This is a genomic window from Rhodanobacter sp. C01 (assembly GCF_002001045.1).
Lineage (GTDB): Bacteria > Pseudomonadota > Gammaproteobacteria > Xanthomonadales > Rhodanobacteraceae > Rhodanobacter.
This window is the reverse complement of record NZ_MUNR01000009.1, coordinates 286,354-311,138: the sequence shown is the minus strand read 5'-3', so window position 1 is coordinate 311,138 and position 24,785 is coordinate 286,354. Positions and strand designations below refer to the sequence as shown.

The window sequence follows — 24,785 nt, the reverse complement described above, 5'->3', positions numbered from 1 at the left end:
AGAAAGTGACGAATGAAGGCGCAGGACCAGGCATGGTCTTGCGCCTTCATGCTGTGTAATCTCGGCTCACCTTTCCGCAGGGTTCCCGCGCATGCGCTTTGCCTTCGTCGCCAGCGATATCAGTGTCGCCCAGCAGGCGCGACGCAAACTGGTGGATCGCTATGGCGACGTGTCGCCCGAACAGGCCGAGCTGATCGTGGCGCTGGGCGGCGACGGTTTCATGTTGCGGACGCTGCATGCGTACCGCGCGCTGGAGCTGCCGGTCTACGGCATGAAGCTGGGCCGTGTCGGTTTCCTGATGAACAAGCACAAGCTCGACGGATTGCCGGAGCGGGTCGGGCGTGCCCATACCGCCTCGCTGTTTCCGCTGCAGATGCAGGTCACCGATGCCGCAGGCGCAGAACACACGGCGCTGGCCTTCAATGAGGTTTCATTGTTGCGCCAGAGCAACCAGGCCGCGCATCTGGAAGTGCAGCTCAACGACACCGTGAAGCTGCCGAATCTGGTCTGTGACGGCATCATGGTCGCCACGCCGGCCGGCTCCACGGCCTACAACCTGTCCGCGCATGGCCCGATCCTGCCGCTGGACGCGAACGTGCTGGCGCTCACCCCGATCAGCCCGTTCCGACCGCGCCGTTGGCGCGGCGCGATCCTGCCGCATCGCACCGAAGTCATCCTGCGCGTACTCGATCCGGGCAAGCGCCCGGTCAGCGCCACCGCCGATTTTCACGAGGTACGCGACGTGCGCACGGTGTCGATCCGGCAATCCGGCGGGCAGGGCGTGCGGCTCTTGTTCGATCCGGAACACAATCTGGAACAGCGCATTCTCGACGAGCAATTCGCGGCGGAATGACACCGGCCGCATGCTAGATTGAACGACAATGACCTCTCGTGGTTCTGCATTCCGTGGCCATGAATACGCTCGTTCCGCTTTCCGACGCCGATGATTCCAACGCTGCCGGCGACAACCGGCTGGTGGTGGCGATCTCTTCGCGCGCGCTGTTCGACCTCGGCGACAGCCATGCGCTGTTCGAGCGCGACGGACTGGACGCCTACCGTTCATTCCAGATCGATCACGAGAACGAGATCCTGAAACCTGGCGTGGCCTTCCCGCTGGTGCAGAAGCTGCTGGGCCTCAACAAGCTGGCTGGCGACGTGCCGCCGGTCGAGGTGATCCTGCTCTCGCGAAATTCCGGCGACACCGGCCTGCGCATCTTCAATGCGATCCAGCACTACGGACTGGAGATCAGCCGCGCCGCGTTCACCAGCGGCGCACCGACCTCGGATTACATCGCCCCGTTCAAGGCCGATCTGTTCCTTTCCGCGAATGCCGAGGACGTCGGTCGCGCGCTGGTCGCCGGCGTGGCGGCCGCGACGATCCTGCCCAGTACCGCGCCGCCACGCGCCACCGAACAGCTGCGCATCGCGTTCGACGGCGACGCGGTGATCTTCGGCGACGAAGGCGAGCGCGTATCGCGCGAGGAAGGCCTGGAAGCATTCCATCGCAGCGAAACCGAGCATGCCGCAGAACCGCTGTCGGTCGGCCCGTTCCGTGGCTTCCTCACTGCCTTGCATCGGTTGCAGACCGCGTTCCCGGCGGAGGACTCGCCGATCCGCACGGCGCTGGTCACCGCACGTTCCGCGCCCGCGCACAAGCGCGTCATCCTCACCCTGCGCAAGTGGGGCGTGCGTATCGACGAAGCGCTGTTTCTTGGTGGTCGCGACAAGGGTCCGTTTCTCGACGCGTTCGGCGCGGACATCTTCTTCGACGACTCGCCGGCCAACGTGGAATCCGCCCGCAAGCACGTGGCAACCGGGCATGTACCGCACGGAGTGAGCAACCGCTGAATGGTCCTGAGCGGATGTCCTCGCGTGGCCCCATCCGCTAGAGCATCCGTGCGCGCCTCCACCAGCCGGTGACCTGCTCTTCGCGCACCAGGGTGAACAGCCCGGCGCCGAGGATGAGCACGATGCCGATCAGCATCGGCCAGTCGAGGTGGTCGCCGAACAGCCAGTAGCCGAAGCCGATCGCCCACAGCATCTGGCTGTATTGCGTGGGTGCGATTCGATTGGCGGGTGCGATCAGGGTGGCGTACATCAGCAATACGCCAGCCATCGCGGCGAGCAGCCCGTAGCCGGCGAGCAGCCACCACTGGTGGAGGTCCGGCCAGACGAAGCCCGGCAGCATCAACAGGCCGCCAGCGACGATCGGGCCGATCATGCCGGCGCCGTACAGGCCGAGGCGCTTTTCGTGCGGGCCGGCCATGCGCAGGGCGACCACCGACACGGCGGCCACCAGTCCGCAAACCAGCGCGGCCAGATGGCCCACGCCGAGATGGCGAAAACCGGGGCGCAGTACCACCAGCACGCCGACGAAACCGATCACCACCGCCGACCAGCGCCGCCAGCCGACGTGTTCCTTCAGGAACAGCACCGACAGCAGGGTGACGAAGATCGGCATCAGGAAAATCAGTGCGAAGGTCTCTGCCATGGGCAGCAGGGTGAACGCGGTCACCGAGCAGACGTTGCCGATGGCGCCGGTAGCCGCGCGGATCCACCACAGCGCCGGTTTCCTGGCCACGAACACCTCGCGCCACGCGTCGTCGCGGGACTTGATGAATGGCAGCGCCAGCAGGCCGAAGACGGCGCCGAAGAACACCGACTCATAAGGCGGCAGCGTACCGTGGATCGATTTGACGAACGCGTCGCTTATTGCAAAGGCCGCGAAGCAGGCAAAGCCGAGAAGTACGCCTTTCAGCATGGGGATTCCGAGGGGATGGGGTGGCTTCGCTTGCGCGCAGCTGCCGGATTCGACGGTTGATGGTCCCATAGGCCGTGCCCCCGTGCCTATCGTGGCGCGGTTTGCGGGGCTGCACATGACCGGGCAGGGCGGCGACAGCTACAATGGCCAGCTTTCCCGACCGCATCCGGAACCTCGCATGGCTACCCGTCTGAACCCGCTGGATCTTTACGATGTCCGCTCGTTGCTCACCGACGAGGAACGCATGGTGCAGGACACCGTGGGCCGCTTCGTCGACGAGCGCGTGCTGCCGATCATCGGCGACTGCTTCGACCAGGGCCGCTTTCCGAAGGAACTGATCCCGGAGATCGCCGCGCTGGGCCTGCTCGGTGCCACGATTCCGGAGGAATACGGCGGCGCGGGCATGAACGGCGTCAGCTACGGCCTGATCTGCCAGGAGCTGGAGCGCGGCGATTCCGGCCTGCGCAGCTTCGCCTCGGTGCAGAGCTCGCTGTGCATGTACCCGATCTATGCGTACGGCAGCGAGGAGCAGAAGAAGCGCTATCTGCCGCAGATGGCGGCGGGCGAGATCATCGGCTGCTTCGGCCTGACCGAACCGCATGGCGGTTCCGACCCGGCCAACATGAAGACGAATGCCAAGAAGGATGGCGGCGACTGGGTCATCAATGGCGCCAAGATGTGGATCACCAACGGCAACCTCGCGCACATCGCAATCGTGTGGGCGCAGACCGAGGAAGGCATCCAGGGTTTCATCGTGCCGACCGACACCGCTGGCTTCAAGGCACAGGAAATCCACAAGAAGATGAGCCTGCGCGCCTCGGTCACCAGTGCGCTGTTCTTCGACAGCGTGCGCGTGCCGGACAGCGCGCGGCTGCCGAACGTGAAGGGTCTGAAGGGTCCGTTGGGCTGCCTCACGCAGGCACGCTACGGCATCACCTGGGGGCCGATTGGCGCCGCGCAGGCGTGTCTCAAGGAAGTGCTCGACTACACCGCCGAGCGCGTCCTGTTCGATCGTCCGCTGGCTGCCAACCAGGCCGTGCAGCTGAAGATGGCCGACATGGCCCGTCGCATCACCATGGCGCAGCTGCTGTCGCTGCAGCTCGGTCGTTTGAAGGATGCCGGCAAGATGCAGCCGACCCAGGTATCGCTGGCGAAGTGGAACAACTGCCGCATGGCGATCGACATCGCGCGCGAGTGCCGCGACATCCTCGGTGGTGCCGGCATCACCACCGAACATGGTGCGATCCGCCATGCGCTGAACCTGGAATCGGTGATCACCTATGAGGGTACCGAGACGGTACACCAGCTGGTGGTCGGCCGCGAACTGACCGGCATCAACGCATTCTGATCTCGCCGAGGCGCGCATGGACCTCGCAACGCTGCGCATCGAAACCGACCGATTGATCCTGCGTCCGCCACGGATGGAGGACTTCGATGCGTATGCTGCCAAAATGGCCGACGCAGAGGCCGTACGTTTCATCGGTGGTGCGCAATTGCGCGCCGTGGCATGGCGCAGTTTCATCGCATCGGCGGGTGCCTGGATGATCCAGGGGTTCTCCATGTTCTCGGTGGTCGAGAAAGCCAGTGGACAATGGATCGGCCGGCTCGGCCCCTGGTACCCGGATGGCTGGCCTGGTACCGAGGTGGGTTGGGGCTTGATTCGGTCAGCGTGGGGCAATGGTTACGCCCAGGAGGGTTGCATCGCGGCGATCGACTGGGCATTCGATCATCTGGGCTGGTCCGAAGTGATCCATTCGATTCATCCGGACAACCATCCATCGCAGGCATTGGCAAAGCGCCTTGGCGCGACCTTGTACGGTCCCGGCAAGTTGCCGGCGCCGTACGAAGATGCGCCGATCGAAATCTGGGGCCAGACGCGAGAGCAATGGCGGCAGCGTCGAGCGCAGGCATGAATTCACCGAGTCATGCCAGCACGGATGAAGCGCTACGCAAGGTTCTGCTTGCGGTGGTACCGGAACTGCATCGCTGCTGCCGCGATCCATGGACTTTGATTGGCAGCGCTGCTGCATATCTCGCGGGTGCCGAGGTGACCGTGGCCGATCTGGATGTGCTGACCAGCACCCGTGATGCGGAAGTCTTGATCTACGAATGGCGGCTGCGCCGCGATGATACCCGCACGCCAGCCGACGTAGAGCGCTTCCGCTCGTGTTATGCCCGCTTCCATTTTCCGGGCTTGCCGGTGGAAGTCATGGGTGGACTCGAACTGTTCGGCGAGAGTGGCTGGATGCGGGTTCAGGTGGGTGAAACCGGGACAGTCGACATGGATGGTCTTGCCGTGACGATCCCGAGCATCGGCGAACAACTTCGGATCATGGAAAGTTTCGGACGCCCCAAGGATCTTCGCCGTGCGGCCTTGCTGAAATCATTATTCCAGGAGCGATCGTGATCACCATCTACGGCATGCGTACCTCGGGCAACTGCTACAAGCTGCAGCTGCTGCTGGACCAGCTTGGTCGCGACTATCGCTGGGTGGATGTGGACAGCGCGCATGGCGCCACGCGCACGCCGGAATATCTGGCGAAGAATCCGAACGGCAAGGTGCCAATGCTCGAGCTGGAGGATGGCCGACGCCTTGCCGAATCCGACGCGATTCTGTGCTACCTCGCCGAAGGCACGCCGCTCCTGCCGGATGATGCATGGCTGCGTGCGCAGACGCTGCAGTGGCTGTTCTTCGAGCAGTACAGCCATGAGCCGTACGTTGCGGTGGCGCGCTTCATCCGACGCTGGTTGCCACATGACCATCCGCGCCAGGCCGAAGTGCCGGCGCTGCTGCAAAAGGGCTTACAGGTGCTGGGGGTGATGGAACAGCACCTGGCCGGGCGCGAATGGTTCGTGGGCGACAGCTATGGCATCGCCGATATCGCGCTATATGCCTATACCCATTGTGCAAGCGACGGCGGCTTTGATCTGTCCGTGTTCCCGAACATCCGCGCGTGGCTCGCCCGCGTGCAGGCGCAGCCCGGCCACACACCGATGCAACATTGATTTTTGCAGGAGCGGCTTCAGCCGCGATGCTCTCCGATACGTTGCCCGGAAGCATCGCGGCTGAAGCCGCTCCTACAGAGATGCCACAATCCCCATTCATTCAAACGATAACCATCATGTCCATTCCGTTTGCCATCAGTGCCCGCCACAAGGGCTTCAATCGCGCCGATATCGTCGACCAGAACTTCATCGAGTTCGTGCAGTTGTGGCATGGCGATGTGCGCGGCAAACCGCGCGACAGCGAAGCGGTGCTGCCGGGCAGTGCACTGGATGCGCGTGGTTTTCGCGAGCTGCTCGAATCGCAGCTGATCTCGCGCCACCTCGATCTGATGGCGCGCGTGCTGCGCGTGCAGAACAAGGTGTTCTACACCATCGGTTCGTCCGGACACGAAGGCAATGCGATGGTGGCACGGTTGACCCGGCACACCGACCCGGCGTTCCTGCATTACCGCTCCGGTGGTTTCATGGCCGAGCGTTTCCGCAAACTTCCCGGAATGGACCCAGTGCTCGATTCGGCGTTGTCGTTCGCCGCCAGCAAGGACGATCCGGCATCCGGCGGCCGCCACAAGGTATGGGGCAGCAAGCCGTTGTGGGTGCTGCCGCAGACTTCGACGATTGCCTCGCACCTGCCCAAGGCGCTCGGTACTGCGGTGGCGATCGAACAGGCGCGACGGATCGGACATCAGCTGCCGATTCCGGATGACTCGATCTCGATCTGCTCGTTCGGCGATGCTTCCAGCAACCATGCCAGCGCGCAGACAGCGTTCAACGCCGCCGCATGGACGGCCTATCAGAAGCTGCCGGCACCGGTGCTGTTCGTATGCGAGGACAACGGCATCGGCATTTCGGTGAAGACGCCGAGTGGCTGGGTGGCCAGCAATTTCCAGCAGCGTGCGAACCTAGATTATTTCTTCGCCGACGGACTCGATCTGGCTGAGGGCTACGCCCAGGTGCAGCGCGCGGTTGAACACTGCCGTGGCACGCGTCGCCCCACCTTCCTGCATCTGAAAACCACTCGCGTGATGGGTCACGCCGGTACCGATTTCGAGATCGAGTGGCGCTCGATCGACGAGTTGTTCGCGGTCGAGGCGACCGATCCGCTACTGCGTTCGGCAGGCATCGCACTGGAGTCGGGCCTGTACAGCAAGAATGAGCTGCTGAATCTCTACGAGGCGACCCGCAAGCGTTGCTTCGCGGCAGCCGAGGATGCGGATTCACGCCATCGGCTGACTTCGCTCGCCGATGTGATGAAGCCGTTGGCACCGTACACGCCAGCGGCAGTACAGGCCGAGGCCACGCGCGCGGATTACGCCGAGAAGCGTCTCGCCGTGTTCGGCGGTGAAGCGAAGCTGCCCGAAAACCTGCCGCCGCGGCATTTGGCGATCCAGATCGGCCAGGCCCTGCACGACCTGCTGGCGAAGTATCCGCAGGCGCTGCTGTTTGGCGAGGACGTGGCACAGAAGGGTGGCGTGTATACCGTCACCAAGGGTCTCAACAAGACCTTCAAGGGCAGTCGCGTGTTCAACACCTTGCTGGACGAGACGATGATCCTCGGCCTGGCCCAGGGCTACGCCAACATGGGCATGCTGCCCATGCCGGAAATCCAGTACCTGGCGTATTTCCACAACGCCTGCGACCAGATTCGCGGTGAGGCGGCCTCGCTGCAATTCTTCTCCAACGACCAGTACCGCAATCCGATGGTGATGCGGGTGGCTTCGCTGGGTTACCAGAAGGGTTTCGGCGGCCATTTCCACAACGACAACTCGATCACCGCATTGCGCGACATTCCCGGCCTGGTCGTCGGATGTCCCAGTCGCGGCGACGATGCAGCGATGATGTTGCGTACGCTGATGGCGCTGGCCAAGGTCGATGGACGCGTCTGCGCCTTCCTCGAACCGATCGCGCTGTACATGACCAAGGACCTGCACGAGGCCGGCGACGGGCAATGGCAGTTCGATTACCCGACACCCGATCAGGCGATGACCTTGGGCGAGGGCCGCGTCTACAACGAGGCGGCGAACGACCTGGTGGTGTTCACCTTTGGCAACGGCGTGCCGATGGCGCTGCGCGCTGCTCGCACGATCGAGAAGGAACTGGGCTGGCAGGTACGCGTCGTCGACCTGCGCTGGCTGGCTCCGCTCAACGACGCGTTCATCGCGGCGCAGGCGAAGACGGCCACACGCATCCTGGTGCTGGACGAAGGTCGCAAGAGCGCCGGCGTCGGTGAGGGCGTGATCACCGCGATCGTCGAGGGCGGCTGCGGCGCCACGCCGATCCGTCGCGTGGTCGGTGCCGACACCTTCACCCCGCTGGCTGGCGCGGCGCTGCTGGTGCTGCCGGGTGAGGCCGAGGTAGTGGCCGGGGCGCATGAGCTGGCCGTGCGCTGAGCGCGGCTGTCACATTCAATGATTGCGCTCGCGTGTTTCGACCACGTGCAGCAGTCGGCGTGAGGACACGTTCGCCAGCTTGCCGCCGGCGTACAGGCTGACCCGGTTGCGCCCGTTGAGCTTGGCGTCGTACATCGCCTGATCGGCACGTTCGACCAGCGACTCCACGTCATCGCTGCCCTGATGCATGGCGATGCCGATGCTGATGCTGAGCAGCTGCGCATCTTCGGTCACAGGGATTTCCAGCCGGTGTATGCGCCGGCACAGACGGGTGGCGACCTGCATCGCCTGTTGTGGGGAAGCACCATCGAGCAGGGCCACGAACTCCTCGCCACCGTAACGCCCCAGCAGGTCGCTTGGGCGCAACTCCGCGACCAGCGACTTGGCCACCGCGACCAGTGCGCGGTCACCGGTGTTGTGACCCTGGTAATCGTTCAGCAGCTTGAAATGATCGAGGTCGAGAAACAGCAGGGCGATCGGGCGTGATGGCGTGCTTGCCAGCAACGCGCCGGCGCGTTCGCTCCACGCACGCCGGTTGAGTACGTTGGTGAGCGCATCATGATCAGCCAGCACGCGCACGATGTCGCGATCGTGGCGCAATCGCAGTGCGCGATCAGCCAGGCCCAGCGACAACATCACGGCCTCGAACGCACCGCCGGCGAGGCTGGCATCGTTGAGCCAGTCCAGTTCGGGCAGTGCGCCGTTGACCTGAGCGCTGGACATCGCGGTGAGCAGCAGCAGTGGCGTCCAGCTGGCGAGGAAGAACCAGGCCTGACGTGAGCCGCGCGCAGCGGCGATGATGGCGGCAGTCAGCAGCAGGGCAGCGCCGATCATCAGCAGGGGGTTGAGCAGGGCCTGCGCCGCTGCGATCAGCAGCGGGACGTGGCTGCAGCGCATCAGTACCAGCTGGATCATGCCGATGGACAGGGCCACGATCGGCACCCGCAGCAGGGGTGCGTGACGCTGCAGTTCGCAAAACCGCATCATGAACAGTGCGGCGAATGACACCGACAACGCGACCGCCGCCGAACCGACTGTCACGATCATGCCCGACAGCCATGCCCATTCCAGCGGATGGAACAGGAAGCCGGTCTGGATGCCCTGGATCAGGGCGTAGCAGACGATATAACCGGCATACCAGGCGTAGGTGATGTCGCGCAGCATCAACGCAAAGCACAAGGCCATCAGCACCATCGCCAGCATCACCGCGAAGCATGCACTGGCGAACACCAGCCACTGCGCATCCTGCTGCAGGTAGTCGTTCCATGGCAGCAGACTGAAACTCACCGGTGCACTCAGCGTCTCCGCGGGTTCGAACTTCAGCAGGATCGGTTGCGATGCCGCCTGGTCGTCCGGTACTCGCCATGCGAGCCGGCCATGCCCGTGGGTGGGTGCGAGGAAATCATCCAGCGCCAGTGTCTGTGGCTGGTCATGGGCGTACACCGTGACGTTGCTCAACGGCGGCGGGTAGATCGTCAGCATGCGTGCGCTGTCGTCCCACGGCGGTTGCGGTGCGATGACCACCCAACTGCCCTTTGCCCCATGCGGGAATCGTTCAAGCAGGGAGGGATTGAAACTCTGCAGCAGGCCGTTGTGGTACTCATCCAGCACAGTCTGCGGCGTGTCGCCGGCATGGACTTCGCGCCAGGCACCATTCAACGGGGTGGCGGCATGGGCGGAACCGAGCCACAGCCAGAACAGACAAAGCACAAAACCGGGCCATGACCGCCTTGGGCGGCCTGATGCCGGTATTGTGACAAGCCTCTCCATTTGCCTCCCCCTGTTTTGAGAAACTCCTGCGTAGCTATGAGTGATCGGCTGATCACAGTGGATGATAACCGCCCCCACTGCCAAACGGCTCCGGATTGTCGCCATCTCGTCCTGGATGGCCAGCCGAATGCCCCATTATGGGACTACCCGTTCCGCCGGAAAACCTCAGCCACTTGGATGGGTGCAAGCACTGGTTGTGCCAGCGCCACTTTTCGCCTTGCAATCGCATCCGCCATGCTATCCGCGACTCCGGGGCAGGTGCCGGAATATCGCTAGTCAGGCTGGTCAGGTTCGGGTTGGACGCAAAGCGTCACGGGGCACCAGTGTGCCGGCAGTTATTTGTGGGTGAGGCTGATGCCGGCTAGGTGGGGAGGCAGCTAGCACTGGCAGGTGACCTCGCCACGTAGGCGTCGAGGCCGCCTTCCCCCAGCATGCCCGGTCTGTTCTCCACGTGTACCGCGCGCGCACCCGTCGAATGGCCGATCAGTGCCTTGAATGGCGCATCGCAGCGCCACTACTTGCGATCCTCATTTCAGATGCTGCGTCATCCAGCCTACCCAGCGGCGGTACACGTCGGTGGTGCGCACGATGTCCTTCGGGAAATGTGTGTCGACCGGGTAGGCATAGAACTCGACTTGCACCCCGTTGTCGCGCAGCGCGTGGTACCACTCGTAGCTGTTCAGCAGCGGCACGTTGGGATCGCCCACGTCGCCCATGATCAGGGTCGGTGCAGTGACGTTGTGCGCATAGGTGATCGGTGACTGTTCGCGCCAGATGTCCTTGTACTTCGCCATCCACGGCGAGCCGCCGAAGAAATAGGTGTCGCCGGTCTGGTAGTACGACACGGTGTAGTCCATCACCCAGTCGGTCAGCGCCGCACCGGAGACGGCGGCCTTCCAGATCGGGTAATGACCCGTCAGCCAGGTCGTCATGTAGCCGCCGTACGACCAGCCGGTGACGCCGATGCGCTGCGCGTCGACGATGCCGAGCTTCTGCACCGCGGCCACGCCGGCCATCACGTCATTGCCGGGGCCCACGCCGGTGTCGCGGAAGATCGCGTGCTGGTAGGCATCGCCGAGATTGGTGCTGCCACGGTAGTTCGGCTGGAATACCACGAAGCCCTGCGCGGCCAGCAGCTGCGTCAGCGGCGAGAACCTCACGGTGGAAGCCGCTTCCGGGCCACCGTGGATCACCAGCACCAGCGGATAGGTTTGTCCGTGCTCGTAGCCCACCGGATAGGTCAGTACGCCATCCTCGTGGAAACCGTCTGGTCCCTGCCACTCGACCGATTCGGTGCGGCCCAGCGACAGGTTGTCGACGAACGTATTGATGTTGGTGAGCCGACGGGGCTTCGCGCCCACCGAGTCCATCACGTACAGCTCGCCTGGGTGCGTCGTGGTGCTGCCGATGAAGGCCAGTGCGCCGGTTTTCGAGACGCTTACATCGGCACCGGCTTCCACTTCGCCGAGATCGAGCTTCTTTGCGGTTCCCGACAACGGCTGCTCCCACAGCACCGAGTGGGTGCCATCCTCGGCGGCCAGCAGCAGCGACTTGCCGCGCGGCAGCCATGCATAGCTGTTGAGGTTGCGCGCCAGCGCCTGGGTGACGTCACGCGTGTTGCCGCCGGTCGTCACGTAGACTGCATTGCCGTTGTTCTGGTCGCCGTTGCGCGGGCGCACGAAGGCGAAGTTGTCACTGTCCGGCGCATAGATGACGTTGGCCGATCCTTCATCCGACACCAGGGTGCGTGGTTCGCCACCGCTGGCATCCACCGAAGCGATCACCGAGTGGAACGATGGTCCCCAGTAGGGGCCGGGAAAACGGACGAACGCGATGCTGCGGCCGTCGCGACTCCATGCCGGTTCCGGTGTGTCGTCCTGCTGGTCGGTCTGCAGGCTGTAGCTGCCCTGGGTGAGTCGTTTCGCTGCGCCGCCTGCGCTGGGCACGACCCACAGATGCCAGGGGGTAAGTGCCTCGCGGGTGAGAAAGTGGTTGTCGGTCACTTGGAACGCGTCGTCGTGTTCCTTGATGGCTTTCGCATTGGCTGGTTCGTCTTCGCTGACGAACGCGATCTGCTTGCCGTCCGGGCTCCAGCTGAACGAGTCCACGCCGCGCTTGATGTCAGTGATGCGCTGCGCATCACCGCCGTCCATCGGCATCACGAACAGCTGCCCTTGCTTGGTCTCTGCATCATCGGCGATGAAGGCCAGCCGCGTACCGTCCGGCGACCAGCGTGGCGACGAGACACCCTCGCGTTTCCAGGTCAGCATGCGCCGCGTGCCGCTGGCGGTGTCCACGAGGTCGATTTCCTGCTTGCTCTTGTCGGACTTCCAGTCCGGCGTCGACACGACGACCGCGATGCGTTTGCCATCCGGCGAAATCCTCGGCTCGCCCAGATTCACGATCTTCTGCAAATCGCTCAACTGGAACGTCGAAACAGTCGCGGCGGCATGAGCCGACAGCGGCAGCGCGAGAGCGAAGCAGGTTGCAAAGGCGAAATATGCCGAAGACTTCATGAAAACTCCCGACCCGAATGCGCGATCTGTCCGATGGCATGTCGTCCATGCCATCAGGCAGTACTGAAAATGGATATCCGTAAACAGATTCCCGGCGCAGAGATTGGCACGTTCTCCGGCTTCTGGAGAAGTGCGTGCCGGCATATGCACTCGAGTCTGCCGCTCCGGCGTTGGTGTAGGATCCTGCCATCCAGGCCAAAGCCGGTCAGCTTGTCTTGAGCACAGCGACACTACTCTGGGGCGTACTGTTCGGGTCGGTCGGGCTCGGCTTCTTCGTGTACGGCAAAAAGCAACGGGCGATCGTTCCACTGGTATGCGGGCTGGCGCTGATGACGTTTCCGTATTTCGTGTCCGGCACTTTCCTGTTGATCGCCATCGGGGCTGCGCTGATGGCGATACCCTGGTTCGTCAGGGTGTAGCGCTCGGTTGTTCACTTGCCTACTAGTCAGGCGCCGATGCTCTTTCCGATGACAGCTGCAATCAGGCGCTCAGCCGGAACCAGGCCGGCGGCCAATTCAGGCGAAAGGGAATGCCGTTCGACAAGCTCCGACGCGGCGGTAAAGAACACCGCGACCTGGCCTGGCTCAGGCTCGCACACCAGTACCTTCAGCGGCAGATCGACGCCCACTTGCGGATTGGCGAGCATGAGCGGTGTGCCCGCCTTCGGATTGCCGAAGACGATCAGCGTGGTCGGAGGCATCGCCAAACCGACGGCCCGAGCCTCTGCTTGCTGATCAATGGTTGCGAAGACCTTGATGCTTTTCTCGGCGAAGGCGGCGAGCAGCCGCTGCACGGTATCAGCGAATGGATACGGGCTCTCCAGCCTGACGATGCCGTGAGATGACATGGGATTTGTTGGCACCTGACGTTGGAGTTAAGCGGCGCCGGAGGCGTCCGCCTTGAACGAAATGTTAGCCGCGCGCATCAGGAGCTACGACCAGCCAAATGAGACACCCTACCAAAAGGAGAGGAGGCCCGATAAGCGCGCCAATTGCATACCCGCGAGCGATCCCTTGGACAGAGGCCCAGTCACGATATTTGTCGACGATCAGCATGGGGTAGGAACAGAGTAAAGGGATAAGGACGGCGATGCGCAAATAGTTTGGCAACGTGTTGTAGCGTTGAAACGCCCAGTACGCCAACCCTCCGCCAGCCAGCGCGAGCACGACTCCAGCGTAGAAGATTTGATTTCTGGTTTTTTGCGTGATTTTCAACATAGCCGGCTAACGCTGGAGCTAAGCGGCGGCGAAGCCGTCCGCCTTGAACGAATTGTTAGATGATGTCGTTGTGCTTTTCATGCAAGTCACATAGAACAATGTACGCCGGATTCTCCTTCATGTGCGGCAGTAGCCGCATAATGATTACCGCGATCTCGCCGCCGCCTAGGCTGGATGGCAAACGGTATGACTGATAGCTAAGAGCCGGATCGCCTGTGTCTGTGATAGCCATCTCGTCGAAGGAGCCGATGTAAAGGCCTGCTGAACTCATGTCTCCAAATATTATGGGCAACAAGTAGCTGCCCTTAACTCGATGTATTCCGAGCTCGCCGACCATGAAGCCATATGCCGCTTTTGCAAGGAGTCTTGCCAGTTCGACATGCTGCAAGCTATGAACAGTGGCAACTGTATCTACGTTATGAGCTGATATAACGGCATCAATAGAGTTCAAGTGAAAAGCCACAACTCTGGCTGGCCTTAGCTGCCGATCACTTGCGTTTCCGGACAGAAGCTTGGGTTTCGGGAAAAGAGGTAGGGTCAACACCAGAGGGTGGGCGTCAGGCGAGGCGTCCACCTGAGACTCACGCCCTGCCTTTGTGACCAATAGGGGAAATGATTTTGGTCGCTTTTGTGGATGCCTTGTCTGGAACTTATGCTCAACTCGTAACTGGGCCAGCGATCCGCGAAGCAATGCAAGTTCAAACTTGCTAGTTATGTTACGGCACTCGTTATGTTACGGCACTCGGAGCAACTGGCTGATTTAAGGACATAGTTGCCATTAAGCGCATATGGGATGATGTGCTCATCCGAATCGCTGGGATTTGGGCAGTAAATACAGTACCCGTTTGGGACAAACTTCGGCATTGGCCATCTGACGCTGGAGTTAAGCGGCGGCGAAGCCGTCCGCCTTGAACGAGATGTTAGGCCGCACCGCGCGCAGCCGATGGTGCTACGCCGTTGCAAAGCCCGAAAGGATCATGGCAAGTAGCGACAGCATAGCAATTGAAACCGATGCTTGGGCCGCCCTAAGAAGCCAAAACAAGCCTCTTGAGAGAGGCGGTAAGGAAACCCAAGGCAGCAGATATTTGAGCTTGAGAGAGAGGACGTGGCCGCCGCGGACACTGGCCCATGCGCAAAGAACTTGCTGCGACGCCGCTGGTAATTTTGGCGTGAGGATTCCTACGAGCACGACGTGCACGCCGAAGAAGGCCAGCGTAGTGAAAAGCAGTACGTCAGTAGCGAGGTTGTTCATGCGGCCTAACTACTAATAAACGGACCCAAGGGTCCTGCTATACATCCTTGGTTACATTCCGGAATCCGACACAATACCCTGATTCAACGGGAGCTTATCCGTGCTGTGTCCGGCTAACAACCGGACGCATAACCGGATCCAGCAGACTGGTTCTCGCACATCCGCGCAATGTGGGTGGCAAGGGCGATTCCTTAGCAGTGGGGAGCTCGGCGCGATTAGTCAGAGCGCGCAGATATAACATCGGCGCGCACCAGACGGATTGCCCAGCGTTGCGTGAGGATGCGGTCCGGGGAGCCTTACTGGACGTCTAGTCAAAGAAAAACCGCGCCGTAGCGCGGTTTCAGGGGTATTGCGTGACACTGGTGAATCATTCCGTGGTGGAGCGGATGGGGATCGAACCCACGACCTCCACGATGCGAACGTGGCGCTCTCCCAGCTGAGCTACCGCCCCACGGAAGCGACAAATGTTAGCAGCGTGTGCAGGGGTTAGCCAAGACCTGTGCGAGTTGGGCTCAGCCGGGCAGCAGGTTGGCGAGGCGGTCGTGCAGTACGTCATGGCGCCAGCCATCGAGCAGGTCGGGCCATTCGGCGGTGACCACGTACTCTTCCAGCGCCTTGCGCGAGCACAGCAGGCCAGGCGGCAGATCCAGTTCGCCCGCGAGGGTATCGACCACCTGCTTCATGCCGGCGAGTGCCTTCTTCGCCTCGCCCTGTGGATGACCGGGGATGCGCATCGTAGTGTCGATTTCATCGGCGCTGACCGCTTCGGCGAGCAGGGCGAACAGCTCGCTACGTTGCGCCGAACGCAAGGCACGCTGGCCGCGGCCACGCTGTTCGAGCTCGTTGAGGCTGGCGGGTGGTTGCTGCGCCAGGCTCAGTGCCAGCGTGTCGTCGAGCAGCCACGGACGCGGCACGTCGATCCGGCGTGCGCTGCGGTCGCGCCACACCAGCAGGCGGCGCAGCAGGGCCTGCTGTGCTGACTGCCAGTCGGCGGCGCCGCGCATGGCCCGTTGCGGTTGCGGGTCGCCGTCGCGATGGCTGGCGCGGCGTTTCAGACGCTCGCAATCCTCCGCATGCCAGGTGCTGCGTCCGCGCTGCTGCAGGCGTTCGGCCAATTGCTCGTGGATGGTCTTCAGGTACACCACGTCCAGCGCGGCGTAGCTGCGTTGCGAATCGGTGAGCGGGCGCTGCATCCAGTCCGAGCGGGTTTCGCCCTTGTCCAGCTCTGCGCCGGCCAGCTCGGCGACCAGGGCGCGATAGCTGATGCCCAAGCCCATGCCGACGAAAGCGGCGGCGATCTGCGTGTCGAACAAGGTATGCGGACCATCCGGCAACAGCGGCGCGAGGGTTTCCAGATCCTCGCTGGCACTGTGCATGACGGTGACCGCCGGGCCGGTGCCTAGCAGCGGTTGCAGTGCGTCACCGATGTCGAACGCCAATGGGTCGATCAGCGCATGTCGACCGTTCCAGCCCAGCTGCAGCAACGCCAGTTGCGGATAGAACGTGTTCCGGCGCATGAACTCGGTGTCGAGGCCGATGGCCGCGTCCGCGGGCACGGCGGCAAGCCACGCCTGCAGCGTGTCGCGGTGATCGATCCATTCGGCGGTGGCCGGCTCGGGCAATGACATCGGTATTCCTTTGGAAAGACGCAGGGCGTGCATTGCCCTGCCGGCAGTTTGTGCCTATGGTGAGCAGCGCACGATAACAGGCCACACCAAGGACGCCCATCCATGCCAAGCAATGCCACCCTGCACCGTCAGCGCACCCTGGGTGGGGCACTTGGCGTGGTCGTGCTGGGATGCGCGCTGGTCTATCACTTCTTTCCACGGGTATTCCACGTCAATCCGGCCGAGGCGCCGCGCCGCTCGATGTCGATGGGTGCGACGCTGCCAGGCAGTACGCAGCAGCCGGAGCAGGTATCTGCGATTGTCGAACTCAACGCCGGACCGCCACTGACGCTGGCACCGGCGGCGGTGATCGCGGCACGCAGCGGCAGGAATGCCCATCTGCCCGAACAGCTCAGTGCCGATCCGCCCGCCGTGCGCGAGTTGCTGTCGCGCGCCGCCAAGGCGCTGCATGCCGGCCAGCTGGCGGGCGACAAGGACAGCGCCGCCGCGCTGTACGAGGAGGCGCTGAAGGAGAAGCCGGACAGTCGCCGTGCCACGCAAGGCCTGTTCGATGTGCGCGTGCGCCTGGTGGCGGAGATCGATCAGGACATCGCGGTGGGCGATGCCGACTCGGCACAGGATCTGCTCGATGCATTGCGCACGCTGCCGGATGCCGCCGACGATGTGGCACAGCTTGAAGCGAGCCTGAAAACGCTGGCCAAGGTGCGGCCGATGCTGGCCAAGGCCGCTGCCCTGCTGAAGCAGGGCAACGCGGATCAGCCCGGCGGTGAAAGCGCGCTGGACCTTTATCACCAGGTGCAGCAACTGGATCCGCAGAATGCGGTGGCGGAGCAGGGCATCTTCGACGTGCAGCGCGCCGTGCTCGATCGGGCGCTTGCTGCAGTAGCGCAGAACGATTTTACCGGTGCGGACAAGCAGCTGGCCGAGGCCGATGCGATCCGCTCCGGTTCGCAGCAGATGCAGGACGTGCGCAAGCGCGTCAACGACATGCGCGAGCAGCGCGCGAACGGCGTGCTGGCGCAGGCGCATTCCGCACTGGATGCCGGCAATGTCGCGCTGGCCGGCAAACTGGCCGCGCAGGCGCAGGCGATCGATCCCGGGCTGGCGGCACTGGCAGCGTTTGAGGAACAGCTGACCAATGCGCGCCTGTACGCCAGCTACAAACCCGGCCAGGTATTCACCGATCGCTATGTCGACCTGCCCGGCAAGACTCCGTCGATGGTGGTGATCCCCACCGGCAGTTTCCAGATGGGCGCATCGGACAGCGACGAGGATCGCAATGATGCCCAGATGCCGCAGCACGCGGTGGCCATCGACAAGGGGTTTGCGATGGCGCAGAGCGCGATCACCGTGGGCCAGTTCCGCGAATTCGTGCGCGCCAGCGGTTATGTGCCCGATTCGGTGAAGCTTGGCGGTGCCAGCGTGTACGACGAACGCAGCGGTGCGATGCGCGACGATTCCAGCGCGACCTGGCAGGACGACTATGCCGGGCACAGGGCCGATGACAATCTGCCGGTGGTGAATATCTCCTGGAATGACGCCAAGACCTACGCCGACTGGCTCAGCCAGCGCACTGGCAAGGTCTACCGGCTGCCCAGCGAGGCCGAGTTCGAATATGCCCTGCGCGGTGGCACCACCACCCGCTACTGGTGGGGCGACGGTGTGCCGACACATACGGTGGAAAACCTCACCGGCTCGGGCGATCGCTCGCGCAGCGGGCGCCGTTGGAGCCACGCTTTCCGCGGCTATCGCGACGGCTACTGGGGGCCAGCGCCGGTGATGAGCTTTGCGCCCAATCCCTTCGGCCTGTACGACATCAACGGCAACGTTTCCGAGTGGGTGGGCGACTGCTGGCATGACAATTACATGCGGGCGCCTGGCGACGGCTCGGCGTGGCTCAATCCTGGCTGCACCGCCCACGTGGTTCGCGGCGGCTCGTGGGGCAGCTCCCCGGATCAGGTGGTTTCCGCCTACCGGCAGGGCAACAACAGCGACGTGCGCAGCGGCCGGGTCGGTTTCCGCGTGGTGCGTGAGCTGTAGACCGGCATGAAAACCCCCGCTTAGGGCGGGGCTTTTCGATTCCGCGGTATCGGTGACAGGAATCGAAGCTGCCCGACATCGCTACTTACACGATGGGCACCTGGTTGACGTTGTTCTTTGGGTCCAGCCAGAACGCTTCGTTCGCGAAGCGGCCGAAGATGTCGCGCGGGATGACGGGCTGGCGCTCGATGGCCTGCACCTTGCGGCGCACGGTATGCAGGCCCGGCATGCCCACACGGGCATCGAACTCGTTCGCGTGGTATTCGATATTGTCGAAGTCGTGCTCGAACCAGGGTTCGCCGAGAAATTTGTAGACCGCGCGCATGGCTGCGGACGGATCGCTCACCAGGCTGTCGTAGGTCAACATCAGCAGGTGATCCTGCGCATGCGGACCGTAGAACGCGTCCTTGGTGGCCTGGAAGGCGAAGCCCACCATGCCTCTTGGGTCGGTCAGCGCTTCGATGCGCGAGTACACCGTGGTGTTGGTGTCGAAGCGGAATACCTTGCTGACGCTGACCGGTTGCCTGCGCACCAGCCGCTCCATGCTGTCCAGCACCCACGCCAGCGGGCGCACGCAGGCGATGACCTTCACCTCCGCGAACAGCGTGCTCAACAACTGCATCCTGCTGCACCACAGCCGGCTGGTGTCGAACACCGCATCGGCGCCTGTTTGCACCGAGTAGAGGTTCTCGACCAGGCCGCGCAACAGGGCGACCCGCTGCTCGTCGGAAACGTCGAACGAGAAATCGTTCTTGCTGCTCGCCTCCGCGATCACCACGCCCATGATGTCGGCCAGCGGGCTGGTCATGCCGGCGCGGAAGCGCGGGTTCTGATTGAGGATGGCGGCCAGCAGCGTGGTGCCAGAACGCGGCAAACCGGAAATGAAGTGGAACTTCCGTGGCGATTTGTTGGCTTCTGGTGCGGCAGGCATGTGGATACTCTCCCCTGGTTCGGTGGCGCGGCTGGCAGGATAGCGCCCGCTTCAGGGCGCCGGCGCAGTCGAGGCGCGGATGCGCATTTCGTATCCGACCTCGACCATCCTGGCATCTCCCTTCTCCTGCACGCGAAGCAGCAGTTCTTCGGTGGCGCGCCTGCCCATTTCACGTACGGGTTGGTGGATGGTGGTTAGTGGTGGCCACACCTGTGTGGCGATCGTGGTGTCGTCGAACCCACAGATGGAGATGTCGCCGGGAACCGATACCCCGGCTTCGCAGGCTGCCCAGATCGCGCCGACGGCCATGTCGTCGTCGGCCGCGAAAATCGCGGTGGGGCGCTGCTTCAGCGCCAGCAACTGGCGTGCGGCCGCCACGCCCGACTCGAAGGAGAACTGGCCTTGCACCATGTACGCGGGGTTTTCCTTCAGCCCGGCGCGCTTCATGCCGTCGCGGAAACCGGCGAGGCGCCAGACGCCGCCGCCGTGCTTGGGGTCGCCGATGATGTGCGCGATCCGACGATGGCCCAGCGCCACCAGATGTTCCACCATCGCCGCGGCGGCCTCGCGCTCGTGCAGCATCACGCCAATGCAGTCCTTGGGGTGCAGCGGCGCGATGGAGGCAAACGGAAGATCGTTCTTGCGCAGGTGCTCAAGCAGTTGCGGATGGTCGGTGATCGGCGGCGTGAGGATCAGCCCGTCGGGCCGGTGTCGCGACAGGATGTCCTCGACGTGCCCGACGAAGTCCGCTGCCGTCGAGACCAGTGGTTGCACCATCATGCTGTAGTGCTGCGCCTCGCACGCCTCCAGCACGCCGGCCTGGACTTCCATGATGTAGCTGGGCGACAGGTTGTCGTACAGCAGGCCGATCATGAAGGAACGGTTTGTCGCCAGGCTGCGCGCCGAGGTGAGCCGCCGGTAATTGAGCTCTGCAATGGCAGACAGTACGCGCTCACGCACGGAGTCGCGCACGTTCGGCTCGTTGTTGAGCACCCGTGACACGGTCTTTTTCGAAGTGCCCGAGGCACGGGCGACATCGTTGATGGTCACGTGTGCCATGGAAACCTGTCCGGATTCAATGATTTTTTCCCTGCGTGGCGTCGGTCGGGTTTCCGGCAGCGCCCGGAATATATTGGGTAGAAACGTTCCACCCGTCCACTTGGACTACCGGTGCTACGGACCCCTGCGACGCGTAACGTGCGACCAGGACCATCGACTCGCCGGGCCACAGCGTGACGTCGTTGTCGCTCCACAGGACAGGCAGTGCGAGGTCACCGTGCGCACCGCGCCTGATCGACACGTGCTGGAACAAGGCCACCGCCTTGGATGATGCAGGTACCGATAGCGTGACCGTGGTGACGTCCTCGTTTCCCTCATGTCGCGTGGTCGCGCGAACTTCGCTGGTCGCTGCTGGCAAGGATTGAAGTGAGGTCAGATCCGCGTACTGCTTCACCGGCGTGAGATACCAGTTCGAATGATCCCAGTCGAGTTTGTCGGGCTGGGCAGGGAGCCAGTAGACATTGCGGCTGACAGGCTTGCCATCGATCGACGCGAGGTCGAGCTCGACGAAGTATGCATGTGGCAGGCCGGCGATGGTTGGCAGCGTCGCCACTGGCTGCGTGTGGTTGCCCACGAGGTCGATGCCTTGCAGATGCTTTTCGTAGCGCACGCTGCCGTCCAGGTTGCGTACGTGGATGCTCGCCTGCAGGCCATGTGCATCGTCCAGCGTGTGGTTCACCAGCACGATGGCGTTCGAGTCGTACGAGTACTGGATGTGCACCGGCTCGTTCGCCTTCTTGGCGCCGAAATAGGCGCCGGCCGGATTCATGTAGTAGTCGTACAGATGCCAGTGCAGGGAGGGCCAGGCGTTGTTGAGCATCCAGTAGATCACGCCGGTCGATGGATTGGCCGCATTCATGTGCGCGTTGAACGCCTCGAACTGCGCGCGGACGTTGTCGTAGTTGTCCAGCTGGGCCTTGGCAATATAGTCCGCAAGTCCCGTGGGCGCGCCGTAGCGATGCGCCAGCGCGTTGTCGAACGGCGTCAGCACGGCAAATGTCGACCAGTCTGCGGATGCGTGGTATTGCCTCGCCTCCGGGTATTTCCACAGCGCTTCCTGCTCTTGCGGCGACAGCATGCGCTGCACATCCTCCAGCCGCGGAATATCCGCGCCTGCGCTGACCTCCGAGTCGAAGCCGAACGCACCGCCCAGCTTGTCAGCATACCAATAGGACGGCGGTATCCAGTCGTAAGGGCCATCCATCTTCAGGCCGGAGGGGCCGGCTTCGGCGGTGCCCTTGGGAACGGCCGCCGAGATGATCGGCAATGGCCAGTCAGCGGCACGTAACGCGTCGACGTACATTTTCGCGATGGGCGGCGGAGGTGGGTTGTCGCTGCCGATCAGGAAACCGATCACGGAGGGGTGGTTGCGCAGCAGACGTGCCTCGCTGGCCATGGAGTCTTCGGCCACTTTCATGTCGGCGGCATCCCAGGGCGCACCGCCGGTCTTGGCGGCCGACTCCCATTTGTCGCAGCATTCCCAGCCCGCCAGTATCAGGATGCCGTTGCGGTCGGCGAGGTCGTAGAAGCGCTGATTCTCCAGCTTGCCTTCACTGCGGATGGCGTTGAGACCGAGGTTGAGGACGTAGCTGAACTCGGCCTCCATGCGCGCGGGGTCATCGCGCAGGAACATGTCCGGTGCCCAGCCGCCGCCGCGGATCAACAGCGGTTTTCCGTTGATGAAGAATTGGCGATAGCCCTGCCTGGTCAGGCTTGAACTGACGCTGCGTATGCCGAACGTCGTTGTGGTCCGGTCGGATACAGCGCCATCAACTGCGGCACTCATCTCCAGTTCGTATAGCGGATGTTCGCCCATGCCGACGGGCCACCAGATCTTCGGGTGATCCAGTGCGAGGCCCGGCGTTGTCGTAGGTGAGAACGAAACGACCCGGGTTTGTCCGGGCGCGAGGTGCACGGTCTGTTGCAGCGGCACGCCGGCCACGGCGCCGGTGATCGTCGCATCATGCGCCACCGCATCAAGGTTCTTCGCGTCCACCTTCACGGTCAGCGTGGCGCGCGCGAGATCGGGCAGCGACAGCGTCGAAACAACCTGTGGAAAGCTCAACTCCACAGGTCCGGTCTGCATGATGTCCACGCCGCGCCATGGACCCATGTTGTTGTCCGGAGGCGTGGGGTTCCAGTCCACCCAGCCCATCGACAGGCTCATTCTTGGATCGGCCGGATGCACGCGCATGGCCAGGATGTTGGTGCCCGTGTGTGTCCAGCGCGTCACGTCGAACGCGTGCACGGGATAGGCCCCCGCGACGTCGGCGTGGCCGGCGACCAGATGCCCGTTTATCCACACGTCGGCGCTCGCGATCATGCCGTTGGTACGCAGCAGCGTATGCCGTCCCGCCAGGTCCTTCGGCAGCTTGAATTCGGCGCGATACCACCAGGGCGTCACGAAGAGGTTGCCGCTGGAGTCCGGCACCTGCACCGCGCGCAGGTTGTCGCTGTAGAACACGTCGTTCTTGAAGGCGCTGTCCTTGAACGCATGGTTCTCCAGCAGTGCGGCCATGACGGTCGCCCGCCCACTCGCCGGGTACCAGCCCCCGGTGGGGAAGCCAGTCGAGGAAATCTCGGCGCCGCTTTGCTGCGCCTTCGCGCTGTCCTGGATTTGCCAATGATCGATGGCAGTGGTGGCGCCGGCGTCGACAGAGACCTGGGTGGGCGCGTAGGTCGTTTGGGCGTATGCGGCCGGCGCGGCCGACACTGCCATCGCGGCCATTATCCAAAGCGCGTGCTTCGCTGGAGTTTGCATGGCGTCAATGCTTCTCAAGATAGGTTTCGCGAATTTCAACAGGCGCGAACGGCCACGACTGATTGAGCCTGGCCCAGATCGCGAACACCGCGAGGCCGGCGATGATCCACAGGCCGGACAGGATCAGCGATAACGTGGAGGCAGATACGTACACATAGATCCATCCAGCCAGCGCGATCACGCAAGGCACGGGGTAAAGCCATTGCTTGTACGGCCGCTCGAGATTCGGCTGGCGCCTGCGCAGCACGACCAGCGCGGCGATCTGCGCGATGGACTGCACGATGATGGTCACTGCCAGCAGCATGTTGATGACTTCGGTCAGGTCGAAGAAGGTGCCGATCGCCGTCACCACACCCATCGTGAGCAGTGCTATGTGCGGGAAGCCGTGCTTGGCGTGCAGGTGTCCGAACACCGACAGGAACACCTTGTCCCGCGCTGCCTCGAAGGGCACGCGCGAACCGCCAAGCAGGCCGGTGAACACCGAGGCGAACGCGGTCACGATGATGAGAATGGTCATGACAGCCGCGGCCAGGTGCCCCCAGCTGCGCTCCACGACCAGCGAGGCCACGGACTTGGACTGGGCGATTTCCTGCCACGGCGCCACGCCAAGCACGCTGATGTTGAGAAGGAGGTAGATGAACATCATCGCGATGACCGAGATGATGATGGAGCCAGGCATTGTCCGGCCCGGATTGCGCAACTCGTCGCCGATGTAGGCCGTCGTGTTGTAGCCGAGATAGTCGTAAATGCCGATGATCAGCCCGGCGCCCAGCCCCACGAAGAAGTGGCTGCCAAACGCGCCCGGCGGGTAGGCGAAGGCGAAGCCTGCATTGAAGTGTGAGAAGCCCGCTGCCGTCACGCCGACGACGGAGACCAGCATGATGACCCACAACGCGATCGTGATCGCGCGAACCGATTCGATGCGGCGGTACAGTAGCCAGGTAACGATGGCGGTTGCCACCAGGCTGACGAGGTGCACCGGCCACCAGCCCAGGGTGGGGAAGAAGAAACCCAGGTACTCCACCATGCCGATGATGCCGGTGGACATCAGCAGGGGAATCGCCAGCAGCATCGTCCAGATGAACAGGAACGGCATCAGCTTGCCGGTGCGGTACTGGAACGCTTCGCGCAGGTAGACATAGGTGCCGCCGGAGCCCGGCATGGCCGCGCCGAGCTCGGCCCAGACCAGGCCGTCGGCCATGGCCAGGATGGCGCCGGCGATCCAGCCGACGACCGCCTGCGGGCCGCCCATGACGGCGACCATGATCGGGATGGTGATGAACGGCCCGATGCCGCACATCTGGGTCATGTTGATCGCAGTGCCCGAGAACAGGCCGATGGAACGATGGAAGCCGTTGTCGCGGACGGGCTGGGGCGCGCTGGAATCCTGCATGTGTGCCTTGTCGTTGTCGGTTGCGGGCGGGGCGCGCATGCCGCGCGCCCCGGGCCGAGTCCTT

Annotated in this window: 20 protein-coding genes and 1 tRNA gene; 9 read left to right on the top strand and 12 right to left on the bottom strand. The window is 63.3% G+C overall.

Features of this window, described 5'->3' with window-relative positions:
- Nucleotides 1–91: 91 nt before the first annotated feature.
- Both B0E50_RS07505 and B0E50_RS07500 read left to right on the top strand, forming a co-directional pair.
- Complete coding sequence (locus B0E50_RS07505; RefSeq protein WP_077440554.1) at nucleotides 92–853, top strand: NAD kinase; 762 nt, start codon at nucleotides 92–94, stop codon at nucleotides 851–853.
- A gap of 59 nt (nucleotides 854–912) precedes the next feature.
- The gene (locus B0E50_RS07500; protein ID WP_077440553.1) at nucleotides 913–1,848 is read left to right on the top strand and encodes a 5'-nucleotidase; all 936 of its coding nucleotides are present in this window, start codon (nucleotides 913–915) and stop codon (nucleotides 1,846–1,848) included.
- A gap of 37 nt (nucleotides 1,849–1,885) precedes the next feature.
- On the opposite strand, the gene B0E50_RS07495 is transcribed toward B0E50_RS07500, so the two are convergent.
- The gene (locus B0E50_RS07495) at nucleotides 1,886–2,761 is read right to left on the bottom strand and encodes a DMT family transporter (RefSeq protein ID WP_077440552.1); all 876 of its coding nucleotides are present in this window, start codon (nucleotides 2,759–2,761) and stop codon (nucleotides 1,886–1,888) included.
- Nucleotides 2,762–2,939: 178 nt separating this feature from the next.
- On the opposite strand from B0E50_RS07495, the gene B0E50_RS07490 reads away from it, so the two are divergent.
- The 5 genes from B0E50_RS07490 (at nucleotide 2,940) to B0E50_RS07470 (ending at nucleotide 8,154) form a co-directional block, all read left to right on the top strand.
- Nucleotides 2,940–4,109, top strand: coding sequence for an acyl-CoA dehydrogenase family protein (locus B0E50_RS07490; RefSeq protein WP_077440593.1), 1,170 nt, complete (start codon nucleotides 2,940–2,942; stop codon nucleotides 4,107–4,109).
- A gap of 16 nt (nucleotides 4,110–4,125) precedes the next feature.
- A complete protein-coding gene (locus B0E50_RS07485) occupies nucleotides 4,126–4,674 on the top strand; it encodes a GNAT family N-acetyltransferase (RefSeq protein WP_077440551.1) in 549 nt (182 codons plus the stop codon).
- Nucleotides 4,675–4,814: 140 nt separating this feature from the next.
- Nucleotides 4,815–5,168, top strand: a complete 354-nt coding sequence (locus tag B0E50_RS07480; RefSeq protein ID WP_343124517.1) for a hypothetical protein — start codon at nucleotides 4,815–4,817, stop codon at nucleotides 5,166–5,168.
- A gap of 14 nt (nucleotides 5,169–5,182) precedes the next feature.
- On the top strand, nucleotides 5,183–5,767 hold the full coding sequence (locus B0E50_RS07475; RefSeq protein ID WP_254427208.1) for a glutathione S-transferase family protein: 585 nt from the start codon (nucleotides 5,183–5,185) through the stop codon (nucleotides 5,765–5,767).
- 116 nt (nucleotides 5,768–5,883) lie between these two features.
- Nucleotides 5,884–8,154: a thiamine pyrophosphate-dependent enzyme gene (locus tag B0E50_RS07470; RefSeq protein ID WP_077440549.1), complete on the top strand. Its 2,271-nt coding sequence runs from the start codon at nucleotides 5,884–5,886 to the stop codon at nucleotides 8,152–8,154.
- A 15-nt stretch (nucleotides 8,155–8,169) separates the two neighbouring features.
- Here the strand turns inward: B0E50_RS07470 and B0E50_RS07465 are convergent, their stop codons facing one another.
- On the bottom strand, nucleotides 8,170–9,864 hold the full coding sequence (locus tag B0E50_RS07465) for a diguanylate cyclase (RefSeq protein WP_343124516.1): 1,695 nt from the start codon (nucleotides 9,862–9,864) through the stop codon (nucleotides 8,170–8,172).
- A 587-nt stretch (nucleotides 9,865–10,451) separates the two neighbouring features.
- A complete protein-coding gene (locus B0E50_RS07460) occupies nucleotides 10,452–12,440 on the bottom strand; it encodes a S9 family peptidase (RefSeq protein ID WP_168170839.1) in 1,989 nt (662 codons plus the stop codon).
- A gap of 215 nt (nucleotides 12,441–12,655) precedes the next feature.
- Between B0E50_RS07460 and B0E50_RS07455 the strand changes: the two genes are divergently transcribed.
- Complete coding sequence (locus B0E50_RS07455; RefSeq protein WP_077440546.1) at nucleotides 12,656–12,859, top strand: hypothetical protein; 204 nt, start codon at nucleotides 12,656–12,658, stop codon at nucleotides 12,857–12,859.
- Nucleotides 12,860–12,885: 26 nt separating this feature from the next.
- Here the strand turns inward: B0E50_RS07455 and B0E50_RS07450 are convergent, their stop codons facing one another.
- From B0E50_RS07450 to rnd, 5 genes are all read right to left on the bottom strand, one after another.
- The gene (locus B0E50_RS07450; RefSeq protein ID WP_077440545.1) at nucleotides 12,886–13,287 is read right to left on the bottom strand and encodes a DUF302 domain-containing protein; all 402 of its coding nucleotides are present in this window, start codon (nucleotides 13,285–13,287) and stop codon (nucleotides 12,886–12,888) included.
- A gap of 425 nt (nucleotides 13,288–13,712) precedes the next feature.
- Nucleotides 13,713–14,108: a hypothetical protein gene (locus B0E50_RS07440; protein WP_139350790.1), complete on the bottom strand. Its 396-nt coding sequence runs from the start codon at nucleotides 14,106–14,108 to the stop codon at nucleotides 13,713–13,715.
- A 498-nt stretch (nucleotides 14,109–14,606) separates the two neighbouring features.
- Nucleotides 14,607–14,909, bottom strand: coding sequence for a hypothetical protein (locus B0E50_RS07435; RefSeq protein WP_077440542.1), 303 nt, complete (start codon nucleotides 14,907–14,909; stop codon nucleotides 14,607–14,609).
- A 375-nt stretch (nucleotides 14,910–15,284) separates the two neighbouring features.
- Nucleotides 15,285–15,360: transfer RNA gene (locus B0E50_RS07430), tRNA-Ala, on the bottom strand.
- A 61-nt stretch (nucleotides 15,361–15,421) separates the two neighbouring features.
- Nucleotides 15,422–16,537, bottom strand: coding sequence for a ribonuclease D (gene rnd, locus B0E50_RS07425; protein ID WP_077440541.1), 1,116 nt, complete (start codon nucleotides 16,535–16,537; stop codon nucleotides 15,422–15,424).
- Nucleotides 16,538–16,639: 102 nt separating this feature from the next.
- On the opposite strand from rnd, the gene B0E50_RS07420 reads away from it, so the two are divergent.
- The gene (locus B0E50_RS07420; RefSeq protein ID WP_077440540.1) at nucleotides 16,640–18,577 is read left to right on the top strand and encodes an SUMF1/EgtB/PvdO family nonheme iron enzyme; all 1,938 of its coding nucleotides are present in this window, start codon (nucleotides 16,640–16,642) and stop codon (nucleotides 18,575–18,577) included.
- A gap of 85 nt (nucleotides 18,578–18,662) precedes the next feature.
- On the opposite strand, the gene B0E50_RS07415 is transcribed toward B0E50_RS07420, so the two are convergent.
- From B0E50_RS07415 to B0E50_RS07400, 4 genes are read right to left on the bottom strand one after another with little or no spacing between them, the layout of a single operon-like run.
- The gene (locus tag B0E50_RS07415) at nucleotides 18,663–19,508 is read right to left on the bottom strand and encodes a sulfotransferase (RefSeq protein ID WP_077440539.1); all 846 of its coding nucleotides are present in this window, start codon (nucleotides 19,506–19,508) and stop codon (nucleotides 18,663–18,665) included.
- Between the two features lie 51 nt (nucleotides 19,509–19,559).
- Complete coding sequence (locus B0E50_RS07410) at nucleotides 19,560–20,567, bottom strand: LacI family DNA-binding transcriptional regulator (protein WP_077440538.1); 1,008 nt, start codon at nucleotides 20,565–20,567, stop codon at nucleotides 19,560–19,562.
- A 16-nt stretch (nucleotides 20,568–20,583) separates the two neighbouring features.
- Nucleotides 20,584–23,286: a sugar-binding domain-containing protein gene (locus tag B0E50_RS07405; RefSeq protein ID WP_254427206.1), complete on the bottom strand. Its 2,703-nt coding sequence runs from the start codon at nucleotides 23,284–23,286 to the stop codon at nucleotides 20,584–20,586.
- Between the two features lie 46 nt (nucleotides 23,287–23,332).
- A complete protein-coding gene (locus tag B0E50_RS07400; RefSeq protein ID WP_254427205.1) occupies nucleotides 23,333–24,760 on the bottom strand; it encodes an APC family permease in 1,428 nt (475 codons plus the stop codon).
- Nucleotides 24,761–24,785: the final 25 nt, after the last annotated feature.